The 21,425-nt window shown below is 40.4% G+C and carries 20 protein-coding genes and 1 pseudogene; 14 read left to right on the forward strand and 7 right to left on the reverse strand.

Translation table 11 applies throughout. The features are described from left to right. The first annotated feature begins 15 nt into the window (after window positions 1–15). The 5 genes from MST17_RS06590 (at window position 16) to MST17_RS06610 (ending at window position 5,852) form a co-directional block, all read left to right on the forward strand. Complete coding sequence (locus MST17_RS06590) at window positions 16–372, forward strand: hypothetical protein (protein WP_180026441.1); 357 nt, start codon at window positions 16–18, stop codon at window positions 370–372. Window positions 373–741: 369 nt separating this feature from the next. Further along, entirely contained in the window at window positions 742–1,758 is a 1,017-nt protein-coding gene (locus MST17_RS06595; RefSeq protein WP_180023479.1) for an aspartate carbamoyltransferase catalytic subunit, read from the forward strand. 9 nt (window positions 1,759–1,767) lie between these two features. After that, complete coding sequence (locus tag MST17_RS06600) at window positions 1,768–3,003, forward strand: dihydroorotase (RefSeq protein WP_180026440.1); 1,236 nt, start codon at window positions 1,768–1,770, stop codon at window positions 3,001–3,003. Window positions 3,004–3,226: 223 nt separating this feature from the next. Next, window positions 3,227–4,702, forward strand: coding sequence for an OmpA family protein (locus MST17_RS06605; protein ID WP_180026439.1), 1,476 nt, complete (start codon window positions 3,227–3,229; stop codon window positions 4,700–4,702). A 121-nt stretch (window positions 4,703–4,823) separates the two neighbouring features. Next, entirely contained in the window at window positions 4,824–5,852 is a 1,029-nt protein-coding gene (locus MST17_RS06610; RefSeq protein ID WP_180026438.1) for a DUF1311 domain-containing protein, read from the forward strand. Between the two features lie 49 nt (window positions 5,853–5,901). On the opposite strand, the gene MST17_RS06615 is transcribed toward MST17_RS06610, so the two are convergent. Next, window positions 5,902–6,348: a universal stress protein gene (locus MST17_RS06615; RefSeq protein WP_078188616.1), complete on the reverse strand. Its 447-nt coding sequence runs from the start codon at window positions 6,346–6,348 to the stop codon at window positions 5,902–5,904. Between the two features lie 141 nt (window positions 6,349–6,489). Next, a complete protein-coding gene (locus tag MST17_RS06620) occupies window positions 6,490–6,933 on the reverse strand; it encodes a universal stress protein (RefSeq protein ID WP_078191806.1) in 444 nt (147 codons plus the stop codon). A 311-nt stretch (window positions 6,934–7,244) separates the two neighbouring features. Between MST17_RS06620 and MST17_RS06625 the strand changes: the two genes are divergently transcribed. The 3 genes from MST17_RS06625 to MST17_RS06635 all read left to right on the forward strand — a co-directional run bounded on the left by MST17_RS06625 (window position 7,245) and on the right by MST17_RS06635 (window position 9,240). After that, window positions 7,245–8,252: an alpha/beta hydrolase gene (locus tag MST17_RS06625; protein WP_180026437.1), complete on the forward strand. Its 1,008-nt coding sequence runs from the start codon at window positions 7,245–7,247 to the stop codon at window positions 8,250–8,252. A gap of 81 nt (window positions 8,253–8,333) precedes the next feature. Further along, complete coding sequence (locus tag MST17_RS06630) at window positions 8,334–8,678, forward strand: SMR family transporter (RefSeq protein WP_078188613.1); 345 nt, start codon at window positions 8,334–8,336, stop codon at window positions 8,676–8,678. A gap of 1 nt (window position 8,679) precedes the next feature. Beyond that, window positions 8,680–9,240 carry a TetR/AcrR family transcriptional regulator gene (locus MST17_RS06635; protein WP_168377764.1) on the forward strand — a complete coding sequence of 187 codons (561 nt, stop codon included), beginning with the start codon at window positions 8,680–8,682 and terminating at the stop codon, window positions 9,238–9,240. Between the two features lie 29 nt (window positions 9,241–9,269). On the opposite strand, the gene MST17_RS06640 is transcribed toward MST17_RS06635, so the two are convergent. The 4 genes from MST17_RS06640 to MST17_RS06655 all read right to left on the reverse strand — a co-directional run bounded on the left by MST17_RS06640 (window position 9,270) and on the right by MST17_RS06655 (window position 13,387). Beyond that, entirely contained in the window at window positions 9,270–10,439 is a 1,170-nt protein-coding gene (locus MST17_RS06640) for a benzoate/H(+) symporter BenE family transporter (RefSeq protein WP_180026436.1), read from the reverse strand. A gap of 254 nt (window positions 10,440–10,693) precedes the next feature. Then, window positions 10,694–11,344: a leucine efflux protein LeuE gene (gene leuE, locus MST17_RS06645; protein ID WP_180026435.1), complete on the reverse strand. Its 651-nt coding sequence runs from the start codon at window positions 11,342–11,344 to the stop codon at window positions 10,694–10,696. 73 nt (window positions 11,345–11,417) lie between these two features. After that, on the reverse strand, window positions 11,418–12,407 hold the full coding sequence (gene tal, locus MST17_RS06650) for a transaldolase (protein WP_180026434.1): 990 nt from the start codon (window positions 12,405–12,407) through the stop codon (window positions 11,418–11,420). An 89-nt stretch (window positions 12,408–12,496) separates the two neighbouring features. Further along, window positions 12,497–13,387 (reverse strand): LysR family transcriptional regulator, encoded by an 891-nt coding sequence (locus MST17_RS06655; RefSeq protein WP_180026433.1) that lies wholly within the window; start codon window positions 13,385–13,387, stop codon window positions 12,497–12,499. A 117-nt stretch (window positions 13,388–13,504) separates the two neighbouring features. Between MST17_RS06655 and aceI the strand changes: the two genes are divergently transcribed. After that, window positions 13,505–13,930, forward strand: coding sequence for a chlorhexidine efflux PACE transporter AceI (gene aceI, locus MST17_RS06660; protein WP_168377760.1), 426 nt, complete (start codon window positions 13,505–13,507; stop codon window positions 13,928–13,930). 204 nt (window positions 13,931–14,134) lie between these two features. Beyond that, a pseudogene (locus MST17_RS06665) lies at window positions 14,135–15,239 on the forward strand (OmpW family protein). A gap of 67 nt (window positions 15,240–15,306) precedes the next feature. Here MST17_RS06665 and MST17_RS06670 read toward each other — a convergent pair. After that, window positions 15,307–16,827, reverse strand: a complete 1,521-nt coding sequence (locus MST17_RS06670; RefSeq protein WP_180007893.1) for an acetyl-CoA C-acetyltransferase — start codon at window positions 16,825–16,827, stop codon at window positions 15,307–15,309. A gap of 241 nt (window positions 16,828–17,068) precedes the next feature. Between MST17_RS06670 and MST17_RS06675 the strand changes: the two genes are divergently transcribed. The 4 genes from MST17_RS06675 (at window position 17,069) to MST17_RS06690 (ending at window position 21,360) form a co-directional block, all read left to right on the forward strand. Beyond that, entirely contained in the window at window positions 17,069–18,460 is a 1,392-nt protein-coding gene (locus MST17_RS06675; protein ID WP_180007894.1) for a 3-oxoacyl-ACP reductase, read from the forward strand. A 133-nt stretch (window positions 18,461–18,593) separates the two neighbouring features. Continuing rightward, window positions 18,594–19,448 carry a MaoC/PaaZ C-terminal domain-containing protein gene (locus MST17_RS06680; RefSeq protein WP_180026432.1) on the forward strand — a complete coding sequence of 285 codons (855 nt, stop codon included), beginning with the start codon at window positions 18,594–18,596 and terminating at the stop codon, window positions 19,446–19,448. A gap of 88 nt (window positions 19,449–19,536) precedes the next feature. Then, window positions 19,537–20,823 carry a serine hydrolase gene (locus MST17_RS06685; RefSeq protein ID WP_180026431.1) on the forward strand — a complete coding sequence of 429 codons (1,287 nt, stop codon included), beginning with the start codon at window positions 19,537–19,539 and terminating at the stop codon, window positions 20,821–20,823. Window positions 20,824–20,907: 84 nt separating this feature from the next. Beyond that, window positions 20,908–21,360: a copper resistance protein NlpE N-terminal domain-containing protein gene (locus tag MST17_RS06690; protein ID WP_180026430.1), complete on the forward strand. Its 453-nt coding sequence runs from the start codon at window positions 20,908–20,910 to the stop codon at window positions 21,358–21,360. The last annotated feature ends 65 nt before the right edge of the window (window positions 21,361–21,425 follow it).

The raw sequence follows: 21,425 nt of genomic DNA on the forward strand, positions 1-21,425 counted from the left end.
TCATTAGGGGTATTTATGACAGGGCTGGCAATCAATAGTCAATCAAACGCATTTTCAATCGCCACTTTAATCTATGCGCGCTTACGTCGTGTGTCAGGTCGGGTTATTGACGCATTATATGTGGTTGAGAATGTCGAATACGCACGCTTTGTTTCTAACTTGGCTTTGGAAACGGCCGATCCTGAATTATCTCGTTTGGTTGCGCGGCTTTACAGCGAGTTGAATTTGCATGAAGCTGCCGTTTCTGAAGCAGAGGAACTGACGGACAGTTCAGTACAGCCTGAAACGGCAGAAATATTAATGAGCGAACCGACTGCGGAAGACATCTGTAAAGCACAGGTTGCACATCGTTATATTGGCGCATTGCGTTAATTCAATCCCGCTGTGAGCAGCAGCATAAATTTCCTGCTGCACACCGCCTGAAGTATCAACCATCTTTCCATGTTTCAAGAGCTGTTGAACTGTGCAGAAGGCGGTTGTTCATAGCTGAACTTTATCTGTTTGAAAGTATTCAATTCAATCAAAAATAAGGACAGATAGAAGTCCTGTTTGAAGGCTTTTTGAAAGGGGAAAGGTGAAGTTTAATTTAAAACGTTTAATTTATCTAATTGAAATGATAGATAGGAATTTGAAAATTCATTTTGAATAACATCATGCGTTTGCATTGAACGTTGAAAACTTCAACTGCCATTTGCCAAGATTCTCTGTATAATGCGTTAACTTAACGATAAGGAATCTCTCATGCACTTGGCGGCATTGCATACACCGAGCCAGATTCAACTCAACCAAGATGGTAACTTAAAACATTTCCTCACCATCGAAGGCCTTTCTAAAGAAACTCTCACAAAAATATTGGACACTGCACAGTCCTTTTTTAATGACCAAAATCAGCTGATTACCAACAACCTTTTAGAAGGTCGTACGGTAATGAACCTTTTTTTTGAAAATTCAACACGTACCCGTACCACTTTTGAAGCGGCAGCAAAACGTCTGTCTGCAAACGTATTGAACATTGATATTGCACGTTCAAGTACATCAAAAGGCGAGACACTGCGTGATACCTTGTGGAATTTAGAAGCGATGGCGACCGACATTTTTGTGGTTCGTCATTCATCGTCAGGTGCGCCACACTTTATTGCGAAAGATGTATGTCCGCATGTGGCAATCATCAATGCTGGCGATGGCCGTCATGCGCATCCTACGCAAGCCATGTTGGATATGTTGACGATTCGCCGCGAAACAAAAAAGAATTTTGAAGACATTTCCATTGCCATTATTGGTGATATTAAGCATTCTCGAGTTGCCCGCTCAGATGTCGCTGCATTGCAAACATTAGGCTGTAAAGATATTCGTGTCATTGCGCCAAATACTTTGCTGCCTTACGGTTTTGATGATTATGGCGAAGGCATTCGTCTGTTCAACAATATGGAAGCCGGCATTCAAGACTGCGACGTGATTATTACTTTACGTATTCAAAATGAACGTATTGATTCTCCTGCGCTGTCATCTCAAGCTGAATTCTACAAAATGTACGGTTTGAATAAAGAGCGCTTGGCTTTGGCAAAACCTGACTGCATTGTGATGCATCCGGGACCAATGAACCGTGGTGTTGAAATTGACTCGAGTATTGCCGATGGCACTCAGTCAGTGATTTTACATCAGGTGACCAATGGTATTGCGGTGCGTATGGCGGTACTGGCTTTGGCAATGCAAGGTCAGTTGCAAGAAAAAGGTTTAATTGAAGCGATTGCGGTTTAAGGGATAGTCATGAGTATTGTTAAAGTTGAAAATGTACGTGTCTTAGATCCAATCAATCAAACTGACAGCGTACAGACGGTTTATATTGAAAATGGCCGATTGGTTGCCGAAAGCAATGCCGCTGAAACCATTGATGGACAAGGCAAATGGCTAATGCCAAGTATGGTTGATCTCTGTGCGCGTTTGCGTGAGCCGGGTCAGCAGCAGCATGGCACTTTAAAGTCAGAAGGTAAGGCTGCGCGTGCGAATGGTATTTTGCATGTGTTTACCCCGCCAGACTCTAAACCGATTGTGCAGGACAATGGCGCATTGATTCATGGCCTGGTGGAAAAAGCCATGCTGGACGGCGGCATTTATCTGCAGGTGATTGGTGCGCAAACTCAAGGTTTGTTAGGCAAGCAGCCGGCGAATATGGCAGGTTTGAAAAAAGGTGGCTGTACTGCGGTATCGAATGCCAATGCGCCATTTATGGACGATGATGTAGTGATTCGCACCTTGGAATATGCTGCGGGTCTGAACATGACCGTTGTGTTCTATGCCGAAGAGCCGCAGATTGCCAAAGATGGCTGTGTGCATGAAGGTTTTGTCGCATCTCGTCAAGGTTTGCCGATGATTCCTGCATTGGCGGAAACCGTAGCCATTGCAAAATACTTATTGATGATTGAAGCTACTAAAGTGCGTGCGCACTTTGGTCTGTTGTCATCAGGCGCATCCGTTGAATTGATTAAACAGGGCAAAGCGAAAGGTTTGCCGGTCACTTGCGATGTAGCCATGCACCAATTGCATTTAACGGATCAGTTGATTGACGGCTTTAATTCACTTGCGCATGTTCGTCCGCCACTGCGTTCAGAACAAGATAAAGACTTGCTCCGCCAAGCAGTGAAAGACGGTGTAATTGACGCGATTTGTACGCATCATGAGCCACTGAGCAGCTCTGCGAAAATGGCGCCTTTTGCTGAAACACAGCCCGGTTTTACCGCATTTGATACCTTTGTACCTTTTGGTATTCAACTGATTCAAGAAGGTCTATTAAGCCCACTGGAATGGGTTGAGAAAGTCACACTCGCACCTGCTAAAGTAGCCAATATGCAACAACGTTGGGCAGATGAAGCGGGTTGGGTACTGGTCGATCCAGAGCTTGAGTGGACTATTAATAAAGACACGATTGTATCAAATGGTAAGAACACACCATTAATTCAGCAAACGGTAAAAGGTAAAGTAGTTCACGCTTTTTATGCCGTTTAAGCGCACGCTCAACATGGAAATTTGTTGATTCTCAGAATTTTGATTAGACATTAAAAAGTCAGCTTCGGCTGGCTTTTTTAGTGAAGATTGAAATTAAAAGATTGAAAATAAAAGAAGAAATTAAAGCGTTGACAAGTCCGAACAAATTATTACATTTGATCAAAAAATAAGCATATAAACTGAAGTACACATGAAAATAATGACAACTGCATGGAGTACAAATATGAGTATAGATTTATTAGCGCTTATTAAGCAGCACGTCTCCTCGATTGTGCTGGACGGTGATACACAACACTTAACTGAAAAAAATTCAGCCATTAGTCAATTTATTCCATTCCTGTTAAATATTTTTCGATCCAAACCTGAATTTATTGATGCCTTTCAAAAACAGTTAAACCCTCGTATTAGTGATATATTTTCGGCAAATTCCACATTAAAAGATCAATTTTTGCAACATCTCGGTGGCGGTACGGCCCCAACGTCAGAAATAGAGCAAACCTTAAACCACTCTATAGCTCCAACTTTAGGGGCACTTGAAAATGAAGCGGGTTCATCTGATCCCGTCGCAATCACGCATTTACTTGATAATCATGCAGATAGCATTTTGGCGGCACTACCACAATGGGCAGTGCCTTTACTCGCAGGTTTAGGGGTAAACACTGCAGCTAGCCGTACATTACACCAAGCGCCTGTTGTTGAACCAACACCTGTTATCGTTGAAGAAAAACGCTCGAATTGGTTATTGCCAATTATTGCGCTGCTTATATTATTGGGTCTGATCGCATTTTGGTTTAAGTCTTGTACTAATAAAGAAGAACCAACCACCTCTGCAACAACGGTTGCACAGCCTGCTGCATCTCAGCCAGCACATTTGCAATTTAGCACCGGTACAGATGGGCAGTTAACCAACTGTCAAATTCAAACTGGTGATTCAAATTATCTTGAAATTTTGCAGCAACAAGTCAAACAGATCTTTAACTTTAATACGGGTTGTGGTGCTTCATCTGATGCCAGTTACCTTACTCAATTTATTGATCAAGATACCATTCCAACGGTTCTGCAAAAACTTAAAGGTGTGCCAAATACCACTTTAACCTGGACAGAAAATCAGTTATCGATTTTGTCGCAAAATCCTGCGGATGCTCAAAGCCTTGCCAATCAAATTAAGCCTTTAGCAAAAAATATGACGGTATTGGTTCAAGAAGGCGTGAGCGAACAAACTGCAGTAGATAACAGTATTACTGATGCACAAAAAGCATTAGCGAGTATTAACCCTGAACAAGTTCGTGCGCTAGATGTTGCGACTGCGCTGAACTTACAAATTATTAATTTTGCGACAGGTTCATCTGATATTCCTGACGTGAATAAATCGATTTTGGATCAAGCGGCAGCGTTAATGCAGCGCGCTACAGAAGTACATCTGACTGTACAAGGTCATACCGATGCTGTGGGTAATGCGGAAGCGAATAAAGCTTTATCGCAAGAGCGTGCACAAGCTGTGGTGGATTACTTGGTGTCGAAAGGCGTTGATCCTGCACAGCTTCAAGCGGTGGGTTATGGTCAAGAAAAACCGGTAGCAGAAAACAGCACCAAAGAAGGTCAATTCAAAAACCGTCGTATTGAGTTTGAAGTTTTAAATACCGAGAATGGTAAAGTACGAGATGTCACCAGCGAAGGCGTAACTGAAAAGACCAATTAAAACCGTACTAAATGAGATGATATATAAAAAATCCCTGCACATGCGGGGATTTTTCTCGTCAAAGCGCTGTAATTTTGAGTAAAATACGCCCGAAGAATAAAATCATAATGGTACTTATACAATGAAAAAAATAGTCATCACGAGCCTCATGTTGTCTGCGGCATTAATATCCGGCTGTGATAATTTTAAAAATAAAAAAGATACAGAAGCCAAAACGGAAGCGCCTGCTTTGGAAGATTGGAGTTGTACTGCACAAGCCAATATTGACCAATTGCAAGATCATTTAAAAAAAGAATATCTCAAAGAATTAAACAAAGAAATACGTCAGTCAGATTATGAAGCCGATCAGCAACTCATGGATCTGATTGTAAAAAATCTAAAATTTAACATTCAAAATGTCACGACTTTAACTGAAGACCCTAATAAAGCCAAAACATTGGAATGTAGCAGTCAATTGTTGGTGGTTTTCCCGAAAGGATTACAAAAGCGTGCTGAAAACGCCTTTGCTGAACGACCATGTGATGAAGGCTGTGAAGAACGTGGTAATTATACTTTGAATGATTCACTCGAAGATGGTGAGTCAGGCTTAAGCATGGACAATGATCAGCTTAAAGGGAACTTTAGCTATAGCATCACTAAAACGGACAAAGATGGTTTAAGTTTAAGTGTCCCAAGTCAAAATGACGTAATTGATAGCGTTGTAACAGTGACACGTCATGCGGTGCTATATGCGGCATATAGTGCTCAAAATAAGCGAGATGAAGAATTCTATCAGCAAGGGATGGAGAGTCAATCTCAACAAATGAGCCTTGCACAAAAGGCAATGGATATTCGTAAGAAAGAGCTAGATCAGGATAATGCCAAAGTGGTGGATCGTCTCAATCAGACTTGGGATCGTTTTAGTGATGAACAAAAGGCGCAGTTACAGCAAGATCAAGCAGACTGGTTTGAAAAGCGTGATATCGACTGTAAAGTGCTTGCACAAAAAAGTGTTTATTCATTAAATGAAAGTGAAAAAGAGACTTATCAAAAGCATTCGCAATACTGGGATGATGCGATGAATACGCAAAATCAAGAGTTGCAATATACCAAATGTTTTAATCAGAAAACTACAGAACGAATTGTATATTTAAATAACGTGTTTAATTGATCTAAAAGAAGAAAAGCCCTCAATGAAGGGCTTTTCTTTGAATCTTAGTTTATTGCTTGATGATCAAAACAGGAATTGGGCACTGCGTTAAAATATTTTGTGCTACGCTGCCCAGCATGGCTTTTTTTAAACCTGTGCGTCCATGCGAACCCATGATGATTAAATCTGCAGAGATTTCATCAGCCACTTGTAAAATCCCTTCGGTTGGCGATACACCATGAATCAAACGGGTTTTAACTTCGATACCATCACGTACAAAGGTTTGTTTGATATCTTCTAAACGCAGCTGAGCACTTTTTTCAGCTTGCATAAAATATTCAGTGATTGCAGGTGCAACAGCATAGAAATCGACACCAACGAATGGATCAACAGCAACAACACTGACAATGGTCACTTGTGCATTTTGACTTTTAGCCAAGCTGAGCGCATGTTCAACAGCAGAATATGAAATTGGAGATTCATCCACAGGGACTAAAATTTGTTGATATTGACTCATATCTGCTTCCTTAATATTTTAAATGTTATCAATCTAATCTTGCTCTATTCACGATATTGTATGAATGAGACAAAAGGGTAAGCCTATGGGGGAAGGGTGTGCTGAATAGAAAAAAGCCCACATGATGTGGGCTTAGTCATCTTAAGCTTTTACAACCAACACAGGTAATTCAGTATTACTGAGTACATCTTGTGCGAAGCTGCCGAGTAGCATTTTCTTAAAGCCTTTACGACCATGTGAACCCATCACAATCAAATCGGCTTTGACTTCATTGGCTGCTTCTACCACACCTTCAGCAGAAACTTGGCCTTTAATGATTTTACTTTGTGCTTCTACACCCACTTCAGTTGTAATTTGCACAGCTTCTTTCAAAGCAGATTCAGCATTTGCATAAGCTTGTACGAAATATTCTTTCATGATTGATGAAGAATAATAGAAGTCTGCATCGGTAAATGGGTCTTCAGCAACAAGGCTGATTAAAGTGAGTTGGCTGTTAAATGCCTTGGCAATAATTGCAGCTTTTTTTACTGCAGAAAACGAGATTTCTGAACCATCGACAGGTACTAAAATGTTTTGATATGACATGGAACAATCTCCTGTAATTTTGCTTTTAAACCCTATAGATTATTGATAACACATTGTCGTGCATGGTTCAATTTATTAATCAAAAAAATATTGTAAATTCATAAAATTACATAAATTAATGTCGATAAGCCGTCAAATAAATCTGAGTGGAAAACTCGGACTTTGCTCAAAAAATATTAAAATAAAATCGACTAATTTTCTCGGATTTTGAGCTTAAAAGATCAATTTGAACTTTATAAAAATAAGCCTAAACTATATACAGTTTTAAATCTAAGATTTATAACAGAATTGATGCGATTGGATAGTTAGATATGTCATATAAAGTAGGGTTGGTTGTACTCAGCATGTGTTCAGTGTTGCATTTGTCTGGTTGTCAAAACACGCAAAGCAGTACCAAAGTGATTGCAGGTGCATTTAACTTATCGACACAAGTCCAAAAGACCTTTATTAACCTACATGCACCTGACAATGTCATTGTGCAGTCGAATATTCAATATCTACAAAATCCAAATTTAAGCTTGGATATCTATCAACCTGAAACAAGTACGGTTATTGCACCAAGACCAACGATTGTTTGGATTCACGGGGGCGGTTGGGTCTCTGGCTCAAAAGAACATGCAGGTGGATATTTTAAACGGCTCGCAGCCCAAGGTTATAATGTGGTTTCTGTTCAATATCAGTTTGCACCTGAAGCCATTTATCCCACACAGCTCAACCAAATAGATGCAGCACTGACGTTTTTGAATCTACATGCGGCACAATATGGCATTGATTCGCAAAATATGTATTTGGCTGGGGATTCTGCAGGTGCAAATATGGCCAGTCATTATGCCGCCTTGGTTACGAATCCCGATTTTGCGCAAGCGTCAAAGATTCAGCCTGTATTAAAGCCTTCACAGCTTAAAGGGCTGATTTTGCATTGTGGTATTTATGATTTAAACAGCTTTGTAAATACTGCACCCGCAGAGATTGGACTGATCGAGTGGGGCGTCTATAACTTAGTTCAGGCGTATACCGGAGACAAAAAAGATAATGCCGAGTTTTTAACGCGTATTTCAACGGCCTCAAATATTAATGCAAATTATCCACCAGTATTTATCAGCGGTGGTAATAAAGATTTTTTAACCAAAACGCAATCTGAGCCTTTTGTAGAAAAATTGCAGGCAAATAATGTACCTGTGACAGCGGTTTTTTATCCAGATTCGAAAGAATTTTTGGTACATGAATATCAATTTATGATGAGTAAAAAGGCCAGTCAGCAGACCTTTGATCGCACTTTAGAATTTTTGCAACAACACGTACAGTCCGTTAAAAATTAAAAACAGACTTAAAATGCTTGCAGAATAATCTCTAACTTAATAACATACCTACCAGTTGGTATGTTTGTTTTGGAATGAATAATGAATTCGGTAACATTGGCGTATGGCTTACTGTCATTGGCGATTATCTCAGAAGTAATTGGTTCGACATTTTTGGTGAAGTCAGAAGGGTTTACCAAACTTGCGCCTTCATTGGCTGTCGCAGTTTTATTCTGTTTGGCATTTTATTTATTGTCTCAGGTGATTAAAGTCATACCACTTGGTATTGCTTATGCCATTTGGGCAGGCGTTGGTATTGTTTTAACTGCACTAATTGGCTACTTTATCTTTCGTCAAAGTTTAGACCTCCCAGCCATGTTAGGGATAGGCCTGATTGTTTCAGGTGTGGTCGTAATTAACCTGTTTTCAACTTCTGCTGGACACTAGTATGGATAATCCGCATCAGCGCAAGAAAGAACCTCAACTGATACGCCAGAGTATTTTGCAGCATGCAATCCGTCTTGCTGCAGATAAAGGTGTCAACGGGGTGTCGATTCAAGCCGTTGCGGATTTAGTTGGGGTCACAAAAGGCGGTGTATTTCATCATTTTTCAAACAAACAAAAGCTCTTAGAGTCCATGATCGTCATGCTTTTGGCTCAATTAGACGAAGTCGTTGACCGTTTAATTGACGAAGACCCTGAGCCGTACGGTCGCTTTACCCGAGCCTATATTGAAATTACTTTAGAAAAACAAATCATGGGTTTGCAACAGTCTTGGTCCGCGATTTCGATGACCATGCTGACCGATAAAACTTTTAATGAATATTGGATTGAATGGATGAACTCACGTTTAGAGCGACATCATCAGACCGATTCAGATATAGAACTGAAAATTGTACGTTATGCAGCTGATGGTATTTGGCTCACCGCTTTTACAGAAGTGGAAGATGAAAGCGAAACCCAATTATTAAAACAAGAACTGATCGCCCGAACGTATCGAGCGAAATAGACTAAAGAACGCTGTTTGTAAATGTGCGCTTAATTTCTTTTATATTTGAAAATAGCATGCACGACTAAACCAAAGACCAAACCCCAAAATGCAGAGCCAATACCAAAAAACTGTACGCCCGATGCACTAAACAAGAAGGTGAGTAACGCGGCTTCACGTTCACTAGCTTCTTGGAAAGCAATGACGATGTTGTGTCCAATGGTGCCTAGTAGGGCAATGCCTGCTAAAGCGGTAATAAATACCAATGGGAAAGCGGTTAAGAAACTCACTAAAGTGGCTGCAAACAGGCCCATCAAAATATAAAAGAAGCCACAGGTCATACCTGCGATATAGCGCTTTTTCTCATCGGGGTGGGCTTGGTTATCTAGACTGATGGCAGCACTAATCGCAGCAATATTGACACTAAAACATCCAAATGGCGCGAGTAGCGTTTGGGCTGTCCCAGTCCAACCAATCAGTTGATTGACGTGGGGTTGATAACCATAACTTTTAATCATGGCTAAACCTGGTAAGTACTGAGAGGCCATATTGATTACAAAGAGTGGTAGCGCCAAACCCAGTATTGCTGAGATCGAAAATTCAGGTGTGACCCAAACCGGCTGTGCGAGTTCTAAATTAAGCGCCGGTAATTGAAAGCCAAGTAACAATGGACAAAGCATAATGCCAATGATCACCGTAATGACAATGCTATAACGTGGTAACAGTCGTTTACTGATGACATAAGCCGCGAGTAAACCCAGAACGAATGCCCATTCATTTTGTAAACTGACAAATAGCTCAATACCAAATTTAAGGAGTACACCCGCCAACATTGCACTAGTTAGACTTTGCGGGATATAGCGTAGTATTTTTTCAAAAATGCCTAAAAATCCAAGTATTGCTGTCAATAAGCCACAGACCAAGAAAGCACCTAGGGCGGCATTTATGCTGTAACCATTTGCAGTCGCTAAAATCAGTGCTAGTCCTGCAGTGGACCATGAAGTCGCAACGGGATATTTAAATTTCCAAGACAGAATCAGCCCGCTTAAGCCGATACCCAAACCTAGAGCCCAAAACCAAGAGGTTATTTCTGCTGTGTTGGCACCGAGCAGTTGTGCAGATTGGATCACTAAAACAGCCGAGACACTGATCCCGACTAAGAACGTAATAAAACCTGCAAAAGCAGCTGGAATGGAGAAGTCTTGGAGTAGTTTTTGCATAATGATCGAGCTATGACTATAGTTGGCGCAGATTTAGGATGTCATTTTTCAGGATGATACGCTCAAGTCCTGTACAGTAAAAGTGCTTAACAAGATGTTAGGGAAATACTTTATTTATTCAAGAACGACACTTTAATAAAAGGCACTTTAATAGTACGAACCGAAAACATAGATTGTGGATGTTTCATCCATTCAAAAGTTTAAAGGCATATAGATTTTTAAGTAAAAAAACAGAAATACTTTGCCCATGTCGGTTACATGGTAGATGTCGCAAGCTTTAGACCAAATCCACAAAATAGAAGACCAACTGCTGCTACACAGCATGCCGTAAATTTATAGCGATGGCTAAAATAGGTAGCCAGTTTTGCACCCGAAAAGATCAAAATCGTTAAATAGCTCATACTGATAATTTGCAATACGATCGCGAGTACGGTGAATGTAATCGCAGGATATGGATATGCAGGATCGACGAATTGTACAAAGAACGATAAGTAAAAAAGAATGGCTTTAGGGTTTAAAATACTGATGGTTAATGCAGTCTTAAACGGTTTCAGTTCGCTCAAACTCAGTTGTTTGGTGTCGAGTTGTTCTGGCGTTTGAACGGCATTCCAAGTTTGGTAGGCAGCCTTGAAAAGTTTGATACCTAAATAACTTAAATACAGCGCACCCACAATTTTTAATAATAAGAATAACCAAGGGAAGGCATGAAGTAAGGATGCAGCGCCGAGAGCAGTGAGTAAGATTAAGATCAAATCGCCAGTATAAACGCCAAAAGCACCTAAATAGCCGACCTTAATGCCATAGCGAGAAGCAACAGACATGACATAAAGTGAATTTGGCCCGGGTAAAATCACAATTAATATCGTACCAATAATAAAGGTCGTTAAGTCTGTGATTCCAAACACTGAAGACACTCAAATAAAAAACCGAAGCTGTAGTATACAACTTCGGTTCTAGATGAAACTGAAAATTTCTAATTTATGCTTTTATTTCAGCATCTAAGCCAAAAGTTTGACGCAGTAAGCTACTTAATTGCTCACGGGCTTTAATAAAACCATCAATACCGCCTTGTAATAGTTGGAAAGACATTAAGTCTTTTTCAACTTCAGCTTTGAAAGTTTGCTTGTCGAGCACTTGTACATCGTGTTGACAGTGTGCATGCGCATGATGATTAGACAATTGCACTTCCACGGTACGCAGATCTTTTTCCAGTTCTGCCAATAAATTTGGTGAAACTGTCAATAAATCACATCCTGCTAAGCCGAGCACTTGATCAATACTACGGAAGCTAGCACCCATAATCTCAGTTTTGATGTCATGTTGTTTGTAGTAGTGGTAAATCTGCTTCACTGATAACACGCCCGGATCTTTCTCAATCGGGTAGCTATCCACATTTTCAGCTTTTTTGTACCAATCTAAAATACGACCAACAAATGGCGAAATCAGCGTGACTTGAGCATCTGCACAGGCTTGAGCTTGATGTAAGCCAAACAATAACGTCAGATTACAGTGAATGCCTTCAGCTTCAAGGGCTTTAGCGGCTTGAATGCCTTCCCATGTTGAGGCAATTTTAATTAAGATACGGTTTTGATCGATACCATACTGTGCATATAAAGCCAATAACTCTTTAGCTTTTGCAATGGTGGCATCAGTATCATAAGACAAGGCTGCATCGACTTCTGTAGATACACGTCCTTCGATCAATTTTAAAATTTCAACACCAAATTTGACCGTAAGAATATCGATGGTGCGCTCAACCAGCTCATCGTTTTGATAACCTTCTTTACGCGCTTGTTCAAAAGCACTTTCAATCAGTTCTTTATTTTCAGGTTGATTTGCCGCTGCTGTAATTAAAGATGGATTTGTAGTCGCATCCAATGGACGGAATGTATTAATCGCAGCTAAATCACTGCTGTCAGCAACAATCGTTGTTAGGCTTTTTAATTGGTTTAACGCATTTTGAGTCATTTGAAATCTAGTTCTTAATGTTCTTGGTGTACATACTTTTATAACACAATCTGTTTAGAACCCAACCAAAAACTGCCCAATTAGGCGGTCTAAATCGTAGTTTTTCGTGAATTTCGGATGTGATTAATCAAAAAATGAGCAGCCGAGCCGAGAGGTTTTTCACGGTTCCAGACCAAGTCGACGAAATATTCAAATTTGGGTGTGAAATCTTGAAAGCTTAAGATTTTGAGTTGATCTTTGAGCGTCGGATTTTCATTAAACATCTCGAGGGGAAGCACACCCCAACCCAGACCTTGAATAATCATAGAACAGGCTGAGTGGTGGTTATCTGTACGCCAACTGTGTTTGGAAAATAACAATTCTGGTTTGATGCTTTTATCACGACTTGCAACCACGATTTGCCGACTTTGCAAAATTTGCTCAAAACTGACTTGCTTAAATTTAGACAGGGCATGTTTTGTCGCTGCAACAGGAACCAATGCTTCACGCTTCAATTCGACAAATTGTTCATAACTCTCAAGCTGTTCACGTTCAAACATTAGAGCAAGCTGCGCTTGACCCTGTAATAACATCTTTTGAGCATCTTCTTGAGGCGCAGAAAAAATATTGATTTGCAAAGATGGAAAATGAGTTTCTAGCAAAGAGATATAGTCGGTCCACTGCGTATGAAGCAGTTCTGATACCACCACGATATTCAGTGAAGACTCTAAACCATGACTCAGCGCAATCGCATGCTGTTTCCACTGATTGATTTCTATCAATAATTGTTCAGTTTTTTCATACAGGTTAAGCGCTTGAGTGGTGGGCACAGGCTCACGACCAACGCGCTCAAACAGTTTAAGGTTGAGATCAATTTCGAAATTCGCAATGGACATGCTGACAGCCGAAGGTACTTTGCCGAGTTGTCTGGCAGCTGCGGAAAATGATCCTGTTTCCATGACTGTTTTAAAAATCATCAGTTGTTCTTGATTAATATTCATGTGCATACAGAAAAAATAAAGGAATACAACCTTTCAATAATATTGAAAGAACCTAACTCGATTAATCAATAATATAAAAATAAAATAAGTTTTTTACAAATAATAGAGTGTTTCAAAATGACGATTTCCAAGAGAAGGATTATTCATGCGCTAAGCTATGAGATCATCCTATTGGTGATCATTGCTATTGCTTTAAGTTTTATTTTTAAAGTTCCGATGGAGGTGACAGGTACGCTCGGTATTGCAATGGCGGTCACTTCTGTGATTTGGAACATGATTTTTAATCATTATTTTGAAAAATTTGAAGCAAAAAGAAAGTTAAAAAGAACCTTTGGTGTACGTGTTTTACATGCAATTGGATTTGAGGGCGGTTTAATGCTTGCAACCATCCCAATGGTGGCTTATGCCATGCATATGACCTTATGGCAGGCGATTTTGCTCGATTTTAGTATGACCATGTGTATTTTAGTCTACACATTTATTTTCCAATGGTGCTATGACCAGATCGAGGCGCACTTGGGTTACCAACCACAATATCGTTAAATTTCAACAAGAAAATCACATTGGCCTGTATTGATAAGTACAGGCCTTTTTTGCATTAAAATAGTGCAAAAGTTTACAAATAACAATATATAAAAACATAATATAACTATAAAAAATTATACTAATTACATAACTTTTAAATATAAGAACAAAGAATGTTTTTATAAGTTGATTAAAAAAATATGCAAGACAAGGAGTTAGCATATGAAATTGATAAAAATTGTCACACCTGTTGTTTTACTTGGGCTTACACAATTTACATTTGCAGATGGTAACTTTAAACGTTTTTCTGTATCTGCGGGTTGGATGCATGTGATGCCGCAAGGAAAGGCAAATCCATTTAATATTAATACTGCGGTAGCAAATGGCACACAGGCTGAAGTAGGCACAATTAGTACTGAAGGTTTTCTAAAAGCGATTGATCCGAATGCAATTTATAATGAAGGGAGTAATTCTGCGAATCTTAAGGACACTTTAACCAACCTTGTGAATGGCCCTTTGGGAGGATTAATTAAATAAAGATAAGGATGGCAATATCAAGTCAGAGATTGCAGGGGTCGCAACGATTAATGGACTAGATAATTGGTCAGCTGAAGGGACGGGGCTTGAAGCAGAAGATGTTGATACATTAGGTTTAACATTTAACTACCATATTAATGATAATGTTTCTTTGCAAGTGATTGGCGGCATCCCACCTGAGGTAGATATTAAAGGTAAGGGTATGATTACGGCACCTTTATCTGGCAATGCAATGCCGGGAGGTCTTGCTGGTTTGCTGTTTCCGGACGGTTTACCTTTGGATTATGATGTACCAATTACCAATCTGGATGCTTATGGTAAAGCAGCAACAGCGCGTGCTTGGACGCCAGCATTTCAAGCTCAGTATCAATTTGGAAAATCGGGCGTGAATAAATTCAGACCTTATGTAGGTGCAGGGATTATGTATGCGTATTTTAATGATATTGAACTCAATAAAGGTATTGAATCTGACTTAATTGCTGCAGGGCATATGATTCAAAATATTAAGGATAATCTTGCAGGTGCTGCATTAGACGGTAAAGAATCATCAGGTAAAATGGTGGTCGATGTCGATGCGGATGATGCGATTGCTCCAATTGTCACACTCGGTTTTACCTATGACTTCACCCCAAATTGGTTTACAGCAGCTTCAGTGTCTTATGCAAAGTTAAATAATAAGACCAAGATCGATGTGATTAACCAAACGACCGGTGAACAGTTAATTCATGCAACGACAAAGATCGATATTGATCCCATCATTACTTATTTAGGTGTCGGTTATCATTTCTAAAAATTATGAAATCTCTGAAATAAAAAACCGCTCATAAGAGCGGTTTTTTGCTTTAAAGCATAAAGGATTATTTTTCAATAATTGCTGTCACACCTTGACCACCTGCAGCACAGATCGAAACAAGAACGCGACCTGAACCTTTTTGGTTCAGCAATTTTGCAGCAGTTGCGATAATACGACCGCCAGTTGCAGCAAATGGGTGACCTGCAGCAAGAGATGAACCTTTCACGTTCAATTTAGAACGATCAATTGAACCCAATGGTGCATCTAAGCCTAAACGTTCTTTACAGAATTTAGGATCTTCCCATGCTTTCAGTGTAGATAATACTTGAGATGCAAATGCTTCATGAATTTCATAGTAATCGAAATCTTGTAGCGTAATACCTGCACGTTCAAGCATACGAGGCACTGCATAAGCAGGCGCCATCAATAAGCCTTCTTTTTTCTCTACAAAGTCAACTGCCGCAGTTTCTTGGAAAGTTAAATAAGCAAGCACTTCGTGACCGTTTGCTTTTGCCCATTCTTCAGAGGCAAGAAGGACACATGACGCACCATCAGTTAGTGGAGTCGAGTTACCCGCGGTCATGGTACGCGCATCGCCTTTACCAAACGCTGGTTTTAACTTCGCAAGTTTTTCTACTGATGAGTCTGCACGTAAGTTGTTGTCACGCTCTAAACCAAGGAATGGCGTAATAAGGTCATCAAAGAAACCTTCTTCGTAAGCAGCTGCCATTTTTTGATGTGAAGATGCAGCAAGTTCATCTTGCGCTTCACGAGAGATACCCCATTCAAGTGTCGTAATTGCTTGATGATCACCCATAGAAAGACCTGTACGTGGCTCACCGTTTTTCGGCGCATCCATCAAGTCTTTTACATTAATTTTAGTTAATGCTTTAAGGCGATCTTTACCTGTTTTTGCGATGTTCAGTTCAAGTAGTGCTTTACGTAAACCATCACCAAAAGCGATCGGTGCATCAGAGGTTGTATCTACACCGCCTGCAACACCCACTTCGATTTGACCCAATGCGATTTTATTAGCAACCAAGAAAGCTGCTTGTAAACCTGTACCACATGCTTGTTGAATATCGTAAGCAGGTGTTTCAGGAGCAAGTTCGGTATTGAGTACACACTCACGGGTCATGTTAAAGTCACGACTATGTTTTAACACAGCGCCAGCAACAACTTCACCAAGGCGTTGACCTTGAAGGTTGAAGCGTTCAACAAGACCATTTAATGCCGCGGTGAACATATCGCTGTTCGATGCAGTGAAGTAAGCGCCGTTAGAACGAGCGAAAGGAATACGATTACCACCGATAATAGCAACGCGGCGAACTGTGTTTTGACTCATGGTATTATCCTGTTGAACAGACGTTTGAGTTGTTGATTTTAAAGCTGTTTTAGGGTTTGAAGCGGGTGTCTTAGTACGTGTAGATGCACGACGAGGACGGCTCGTTTTAGCGACATCACTTGTAGACTTGGTTGCTGTGCCCGTACTTTTAGCGGTACGTGGCGTACTCTTTGATGTATTTGACACAGTTTCCGTAGTCGGACTTTCGACTGCTGGATTTTCTTGAGTTGTTTTGCTCATAAGGCTTTTCCAAGCATGTTGATGATCTTCTTGACGGCTACATTAGCATATTCACCAAAGGGGTAAATTGACTAAAATGACATTCGCTAAAGCATTCAGGTCAAGCCATCTGCGGTTTAACTCAAGTATGATTCCATGGAAACTGATGGAACTATTGAAATATAAGTATCTGACATCATCTTGAAGTTAAAGGGATATCTTCAGATCCATCAAAAATTAATCTGTATGAGAGATAATAAACATGACTGATCAATACCAAACATTTGCAAAATCTCCTATTGGTAAATTTGTCATCAAAAATTTAGGTTTACCATCACCGACTTTTTTAGAGCGTTTTGAGTCTGCAACACCTGTAGTTAAAGGTGCGGTTTTATTCGGTGCAGCGCCTGCTTCAACATTATCTGGTGCTATTGCACAAGTCTTGGCAAATATTCATGCCAATAGCTATGCAGGCAATAATGCGGAACTACAGCAAGCTGCGGCAAAATCAGGTCTAAACTTAAGCGCATTCAACGAAGGCGATAAAGAGTCTAAGTTTAAAGTTGTGGTGTTTGATGCTTCAGGTATTCAAAACTCAGAACAATTGCATGCCTTATATGCCTTTTTTAACCCAATCGCACGTCAAATTCAGGCGTCTGGTCGCGTTGTCGTTGTTGGTACAACACCAGAGACTGCGAAAACTGTGAAACAAGCCATTGCACAACGTGCATTAGAAGGTTTTGTAAAATCAGTGGGTAAAGAGTTTAAGAAAGGGATTGCAGCACAATTAGTTTATGTGGATGAAGGTGCTGAAGCAAACTTAGAATCTGCATTACGTTTTGTGATTTCACCACGTTCAGCTTATGTATCGGGTCAGGTGATTCGTGTATCTAAAGCAGATGTTGTGGATGTTGACTGGAATAAACCGCTTGCAGGCAAAACAGCTGTAGTAACAGGTGCAAGCCGTGGTATTGGTGAAGCAATTGCACATGTATTGTCACGTGATGGCGCGCATGTGATTTGTTTAGACGTTCCACAGCAGCAAGCAGACCTTGACCGTGTTGCAGGTGAAATTGGCGGTTCTACGCTCGCGATTGATATTACTGCAAGCGATGCCGGTGAAAAAATCAAAGCGGCGGCAGCTGCTCAAGGTGGTTTGGATATCATCGTGCACAATGCCGGAATTACCCGTGACAAAACTTTGGCCAATATGAAGCCTGAGCTTTGGGATTTGGTGATTAACATTAACTTATCTGCGATTGAGCGTGTAAATGATTACCTTCTTGAAAATGATGGCTTCAATGCAAATGGTCGTATTGTTTGCGTATCTTCTATTTCAGGTATTGCAGGTAACTTAGGTCAAACCAACTATGCTGCTTCTAAAGCAGGTGTAATTGGTGTGGTTAAATTTACTGCTCCATTATTGAAAAATGGCGTAACCATTAATGCTGTTGCTCCAGGCTTTATTGAAACGCAAATGACTGCTGCGATTCCATTTGCAATCCGTGAAGCAGGTCGTCGCATGAACTCGATGAGTCAAGGCGGTTTACCTGTAGATGTTGCAGAAACGATTGCGATGTTTGCTTCAACTGCGTCGACTGGCTTGAACGGTAACGTGGTACGTGTGTGTGGTCAAAGCTTGTTAGGGGCTTAATTAATCCCTCCCGGCCTCCCTTTGAAAAAGAGAGGAGAAGTCCCCCTTTATCAAAGGGGGATGAGGGGGATTTAAAATATCCTTCTTTAAAAGGAAGGGAACTTTATAAAGATAAAACTTCCAAAGGTTTAGTATGAATACTCGCCATTTTAGTCAACTTCCAAAACCTTATTTAGCCTATCCAAAAGTGATTCAAGGCTTGATTTTTAAAAAGCCTAAAGCTGAAAAAGTGCTGCCGCAAGTTGAATATGTGGTGGATTCATTTAAGGTCGATCAAAAACATTTAAAAGCTTATAACGAAGTGTGTAGCTTTAAAAACAATGGTTATATCCCAGCGATTTATTTGGCTGTGCTTTCTCAAAGTTTGCAAATGCATATGATGACTACGGAAGCTTTTCCATTTGCGATCTTAGGTTTGGTACATATTCGTAACCAAGTGAAGCAATATCGCAAAGTTGGTGTGAATGAAACACTGTCATTGTCATGCAAATTTGGTGAATTACAGCCACATGATAAAGGCGTGCAATTTGACTTTATTACCACTGCAAAAGTGGGCGATGAAGTGGTTGTAGAATCATTAACCACGTATTTAGCACGTCAAAAAACAGAGAACAAAGCTGCGGCAAAATCTACCGAAACAAAGTCAGCTGAGTTGCAAGTTCAAGCTGAATGGAATGTTTCTGAAAATACCGGTCGCCGTTATGCGTTGACTTCTGGTGACTTTAACTTAATTCATATTCATGCTGTGACAGCTAAAGCGTTTGGTTTTAAACAAGCCATTGCACATGGTATGTGGAGTAAAGCCAAAGCTTTGTCGAGCTTAACTTTGCCAGATGCCTATGAAGTAGATGTATGGTTTAAATTACCCATGTATTTACCTTCTCAAGTCGAGTTTCTAACTGCGCAAACAGGTAAAGATACAGAGTTTGCCATTCGAAATAGTAAGAACAAAAAGCCGCATGTCGCGGGAAGTGTAAAGGCACTTTAAGACTTAAGCCTAAATCGATATCGGTTTAGGCTTTTTTGCTTTAATCTCAAGTTTTAATCTCAAGCGATTCATATTCAAAGGAATGATGATGCAGGCGCTCAAAGAATATCTATTTGCACAGAAGAATAATTTTCAAGGTACGGTTGACGAGGCGTTTCAAGATTTGGCGGCGCAATTTAGCCGGATGCAGGATGCTCGAACCCACTTAGGCGGAGCCGCCTTAGTGGTGTATTTTAAAGGTCAAAAAGTCGTAGATATTTGGACTGGTAAAAAGTCAGCCGAAGAAGCTTGGCAGGCCAATACACCCTCAGTCTGTTATTCCACGGGTAAAGGCGTACTTGCAACGCTTGCACATATCTTAGTGAGCGAAAGCTTTCTAGATTACGATACTCCCGTTGCAGCATATTGGCCGGAGTTTGCTCAAAATGGCAAGTCGGATATCACATTAAGGCACATGCTGAGTCACCAAAGTGGTTTATACGATATCCGTAATATCATTGAAACAGCATCCGAAATGGCTGATTGGCCACATATGCTTAAAGTCATCGAACAAGCTAAGCCACGTTTTGAGCCGACGACTGATGCGGCATATCAACCGTTAACCTTCGGCTGGCAAGTAGGTGGTATACTTGAAAAGGCCACAGGTCGACCGCTTGCTGAATTGATGCAACACTATTTGGTTGAGCCTTTGGCATTGGATCATGCATTTTTTGGCGTACCAGAGCATCAACTTAGTGAGGTTGCTCGCTTGATTCCGAAAAAGAAACAAGTAGAACGTGCTGTAGATACATCTGCACAAGAAAATACCCAAGCGCAGACAACGAAAAAAAAGACAGAGACACGAAAACCGTCAATCTTTGATCAGCTTCTGCAACTTTCTGGACAAAATTTGCAAGACTTTCAAGATGGTATGATTCCTAAAGGAATGCGCAAGTTTTCATTTTTTAGTGATGACGGTTTACAAGCCATTATACCTGCGGCTACTGGTGTATTTAGTGCCAATAGTTTAGCGAAAATCTATGCAATGCTGGCTAACCAAGGGCAGTGGCAGGGACAGACCTTAATCACGCCACAAGTTTTTGAATCTTTAAGTAAAATTCAATATAAAAAACGTGATCGTATTATGCCTTTACCGATGAATTGGCGTTTGGGATATCATCGAATTTTAACTTTAGGCAAATCTAGTCAAGGTTTTGGACATATAGGTTTTAATGGTTCTGGGGCGTGGTGTGATCCGCAGCGTGATTTAAGTTTTGCTTATACACATAACTTTGCGACGGGTTCAATCACCGGCGATTATCGCTTATGGGGCTTAACTCAAGAAACCTTACGCTGTGCAGATAAAGTATTAAAAGGTCGTAAAGGCTGGATTTAAGATACTTCGGAATAGAACAGAAATTGGGGAAATGTGAAAAATATGCTATTTTCCCTCGCAGTTTTAGACTGCTGTGATATCCCTATGAAAAAAGTTGTTTTGATTCCCTTAGTAGCAACGTCGGCAATGTTGGGTTGTCAGGATTCAACTCAAACGAAAGCAAAAGAGATAGAAGCGATTACTGCCGAAAAACAGCAAGCTGCATGGGTGGGTGATTTTAAAGGTACCACGCCGTGTATGGGCTGTCTTTCTCGTTGTGAAGATTGTCCCGGTATGGCTGTGGCTCTTGAGCTACATGAAGACCAAACCTATACACTTACTCAAGAAAGTCTAAGTGGTCATAACGACGTTGAAGTCCTGAAAGGTGTAATTCGTTTTAAAGATGAATCAAAGCAGCAACTGGAACTCATGAATGTACAAACGCGTAATCTTTTGTATGTAGATTTGGATCAGCAATTACTTGAAATTCGGGAAGACCAGACGGCGAAACGCTATCAAATGCAGAGTGATTTTTTGCTTAAGCGGGCAGAGACTTAATTATAATTAAATCGTTCTTTCTTTACGTAGTTTGTCAGTCATGATAAAAAACCACTTTATAGTCT

The organism is Acinetobacter sp. YH16056_T (assembly GCF_024605895.1).
In the GTDB taxonomy this organism is placed as follows: domain Bacteria; phylum Pseudomonadota; class Gammaproteobacteria; order Pseudomonadales; family Moraxellaceae; genus Acinetobacter; species Acinetobacter amyesii.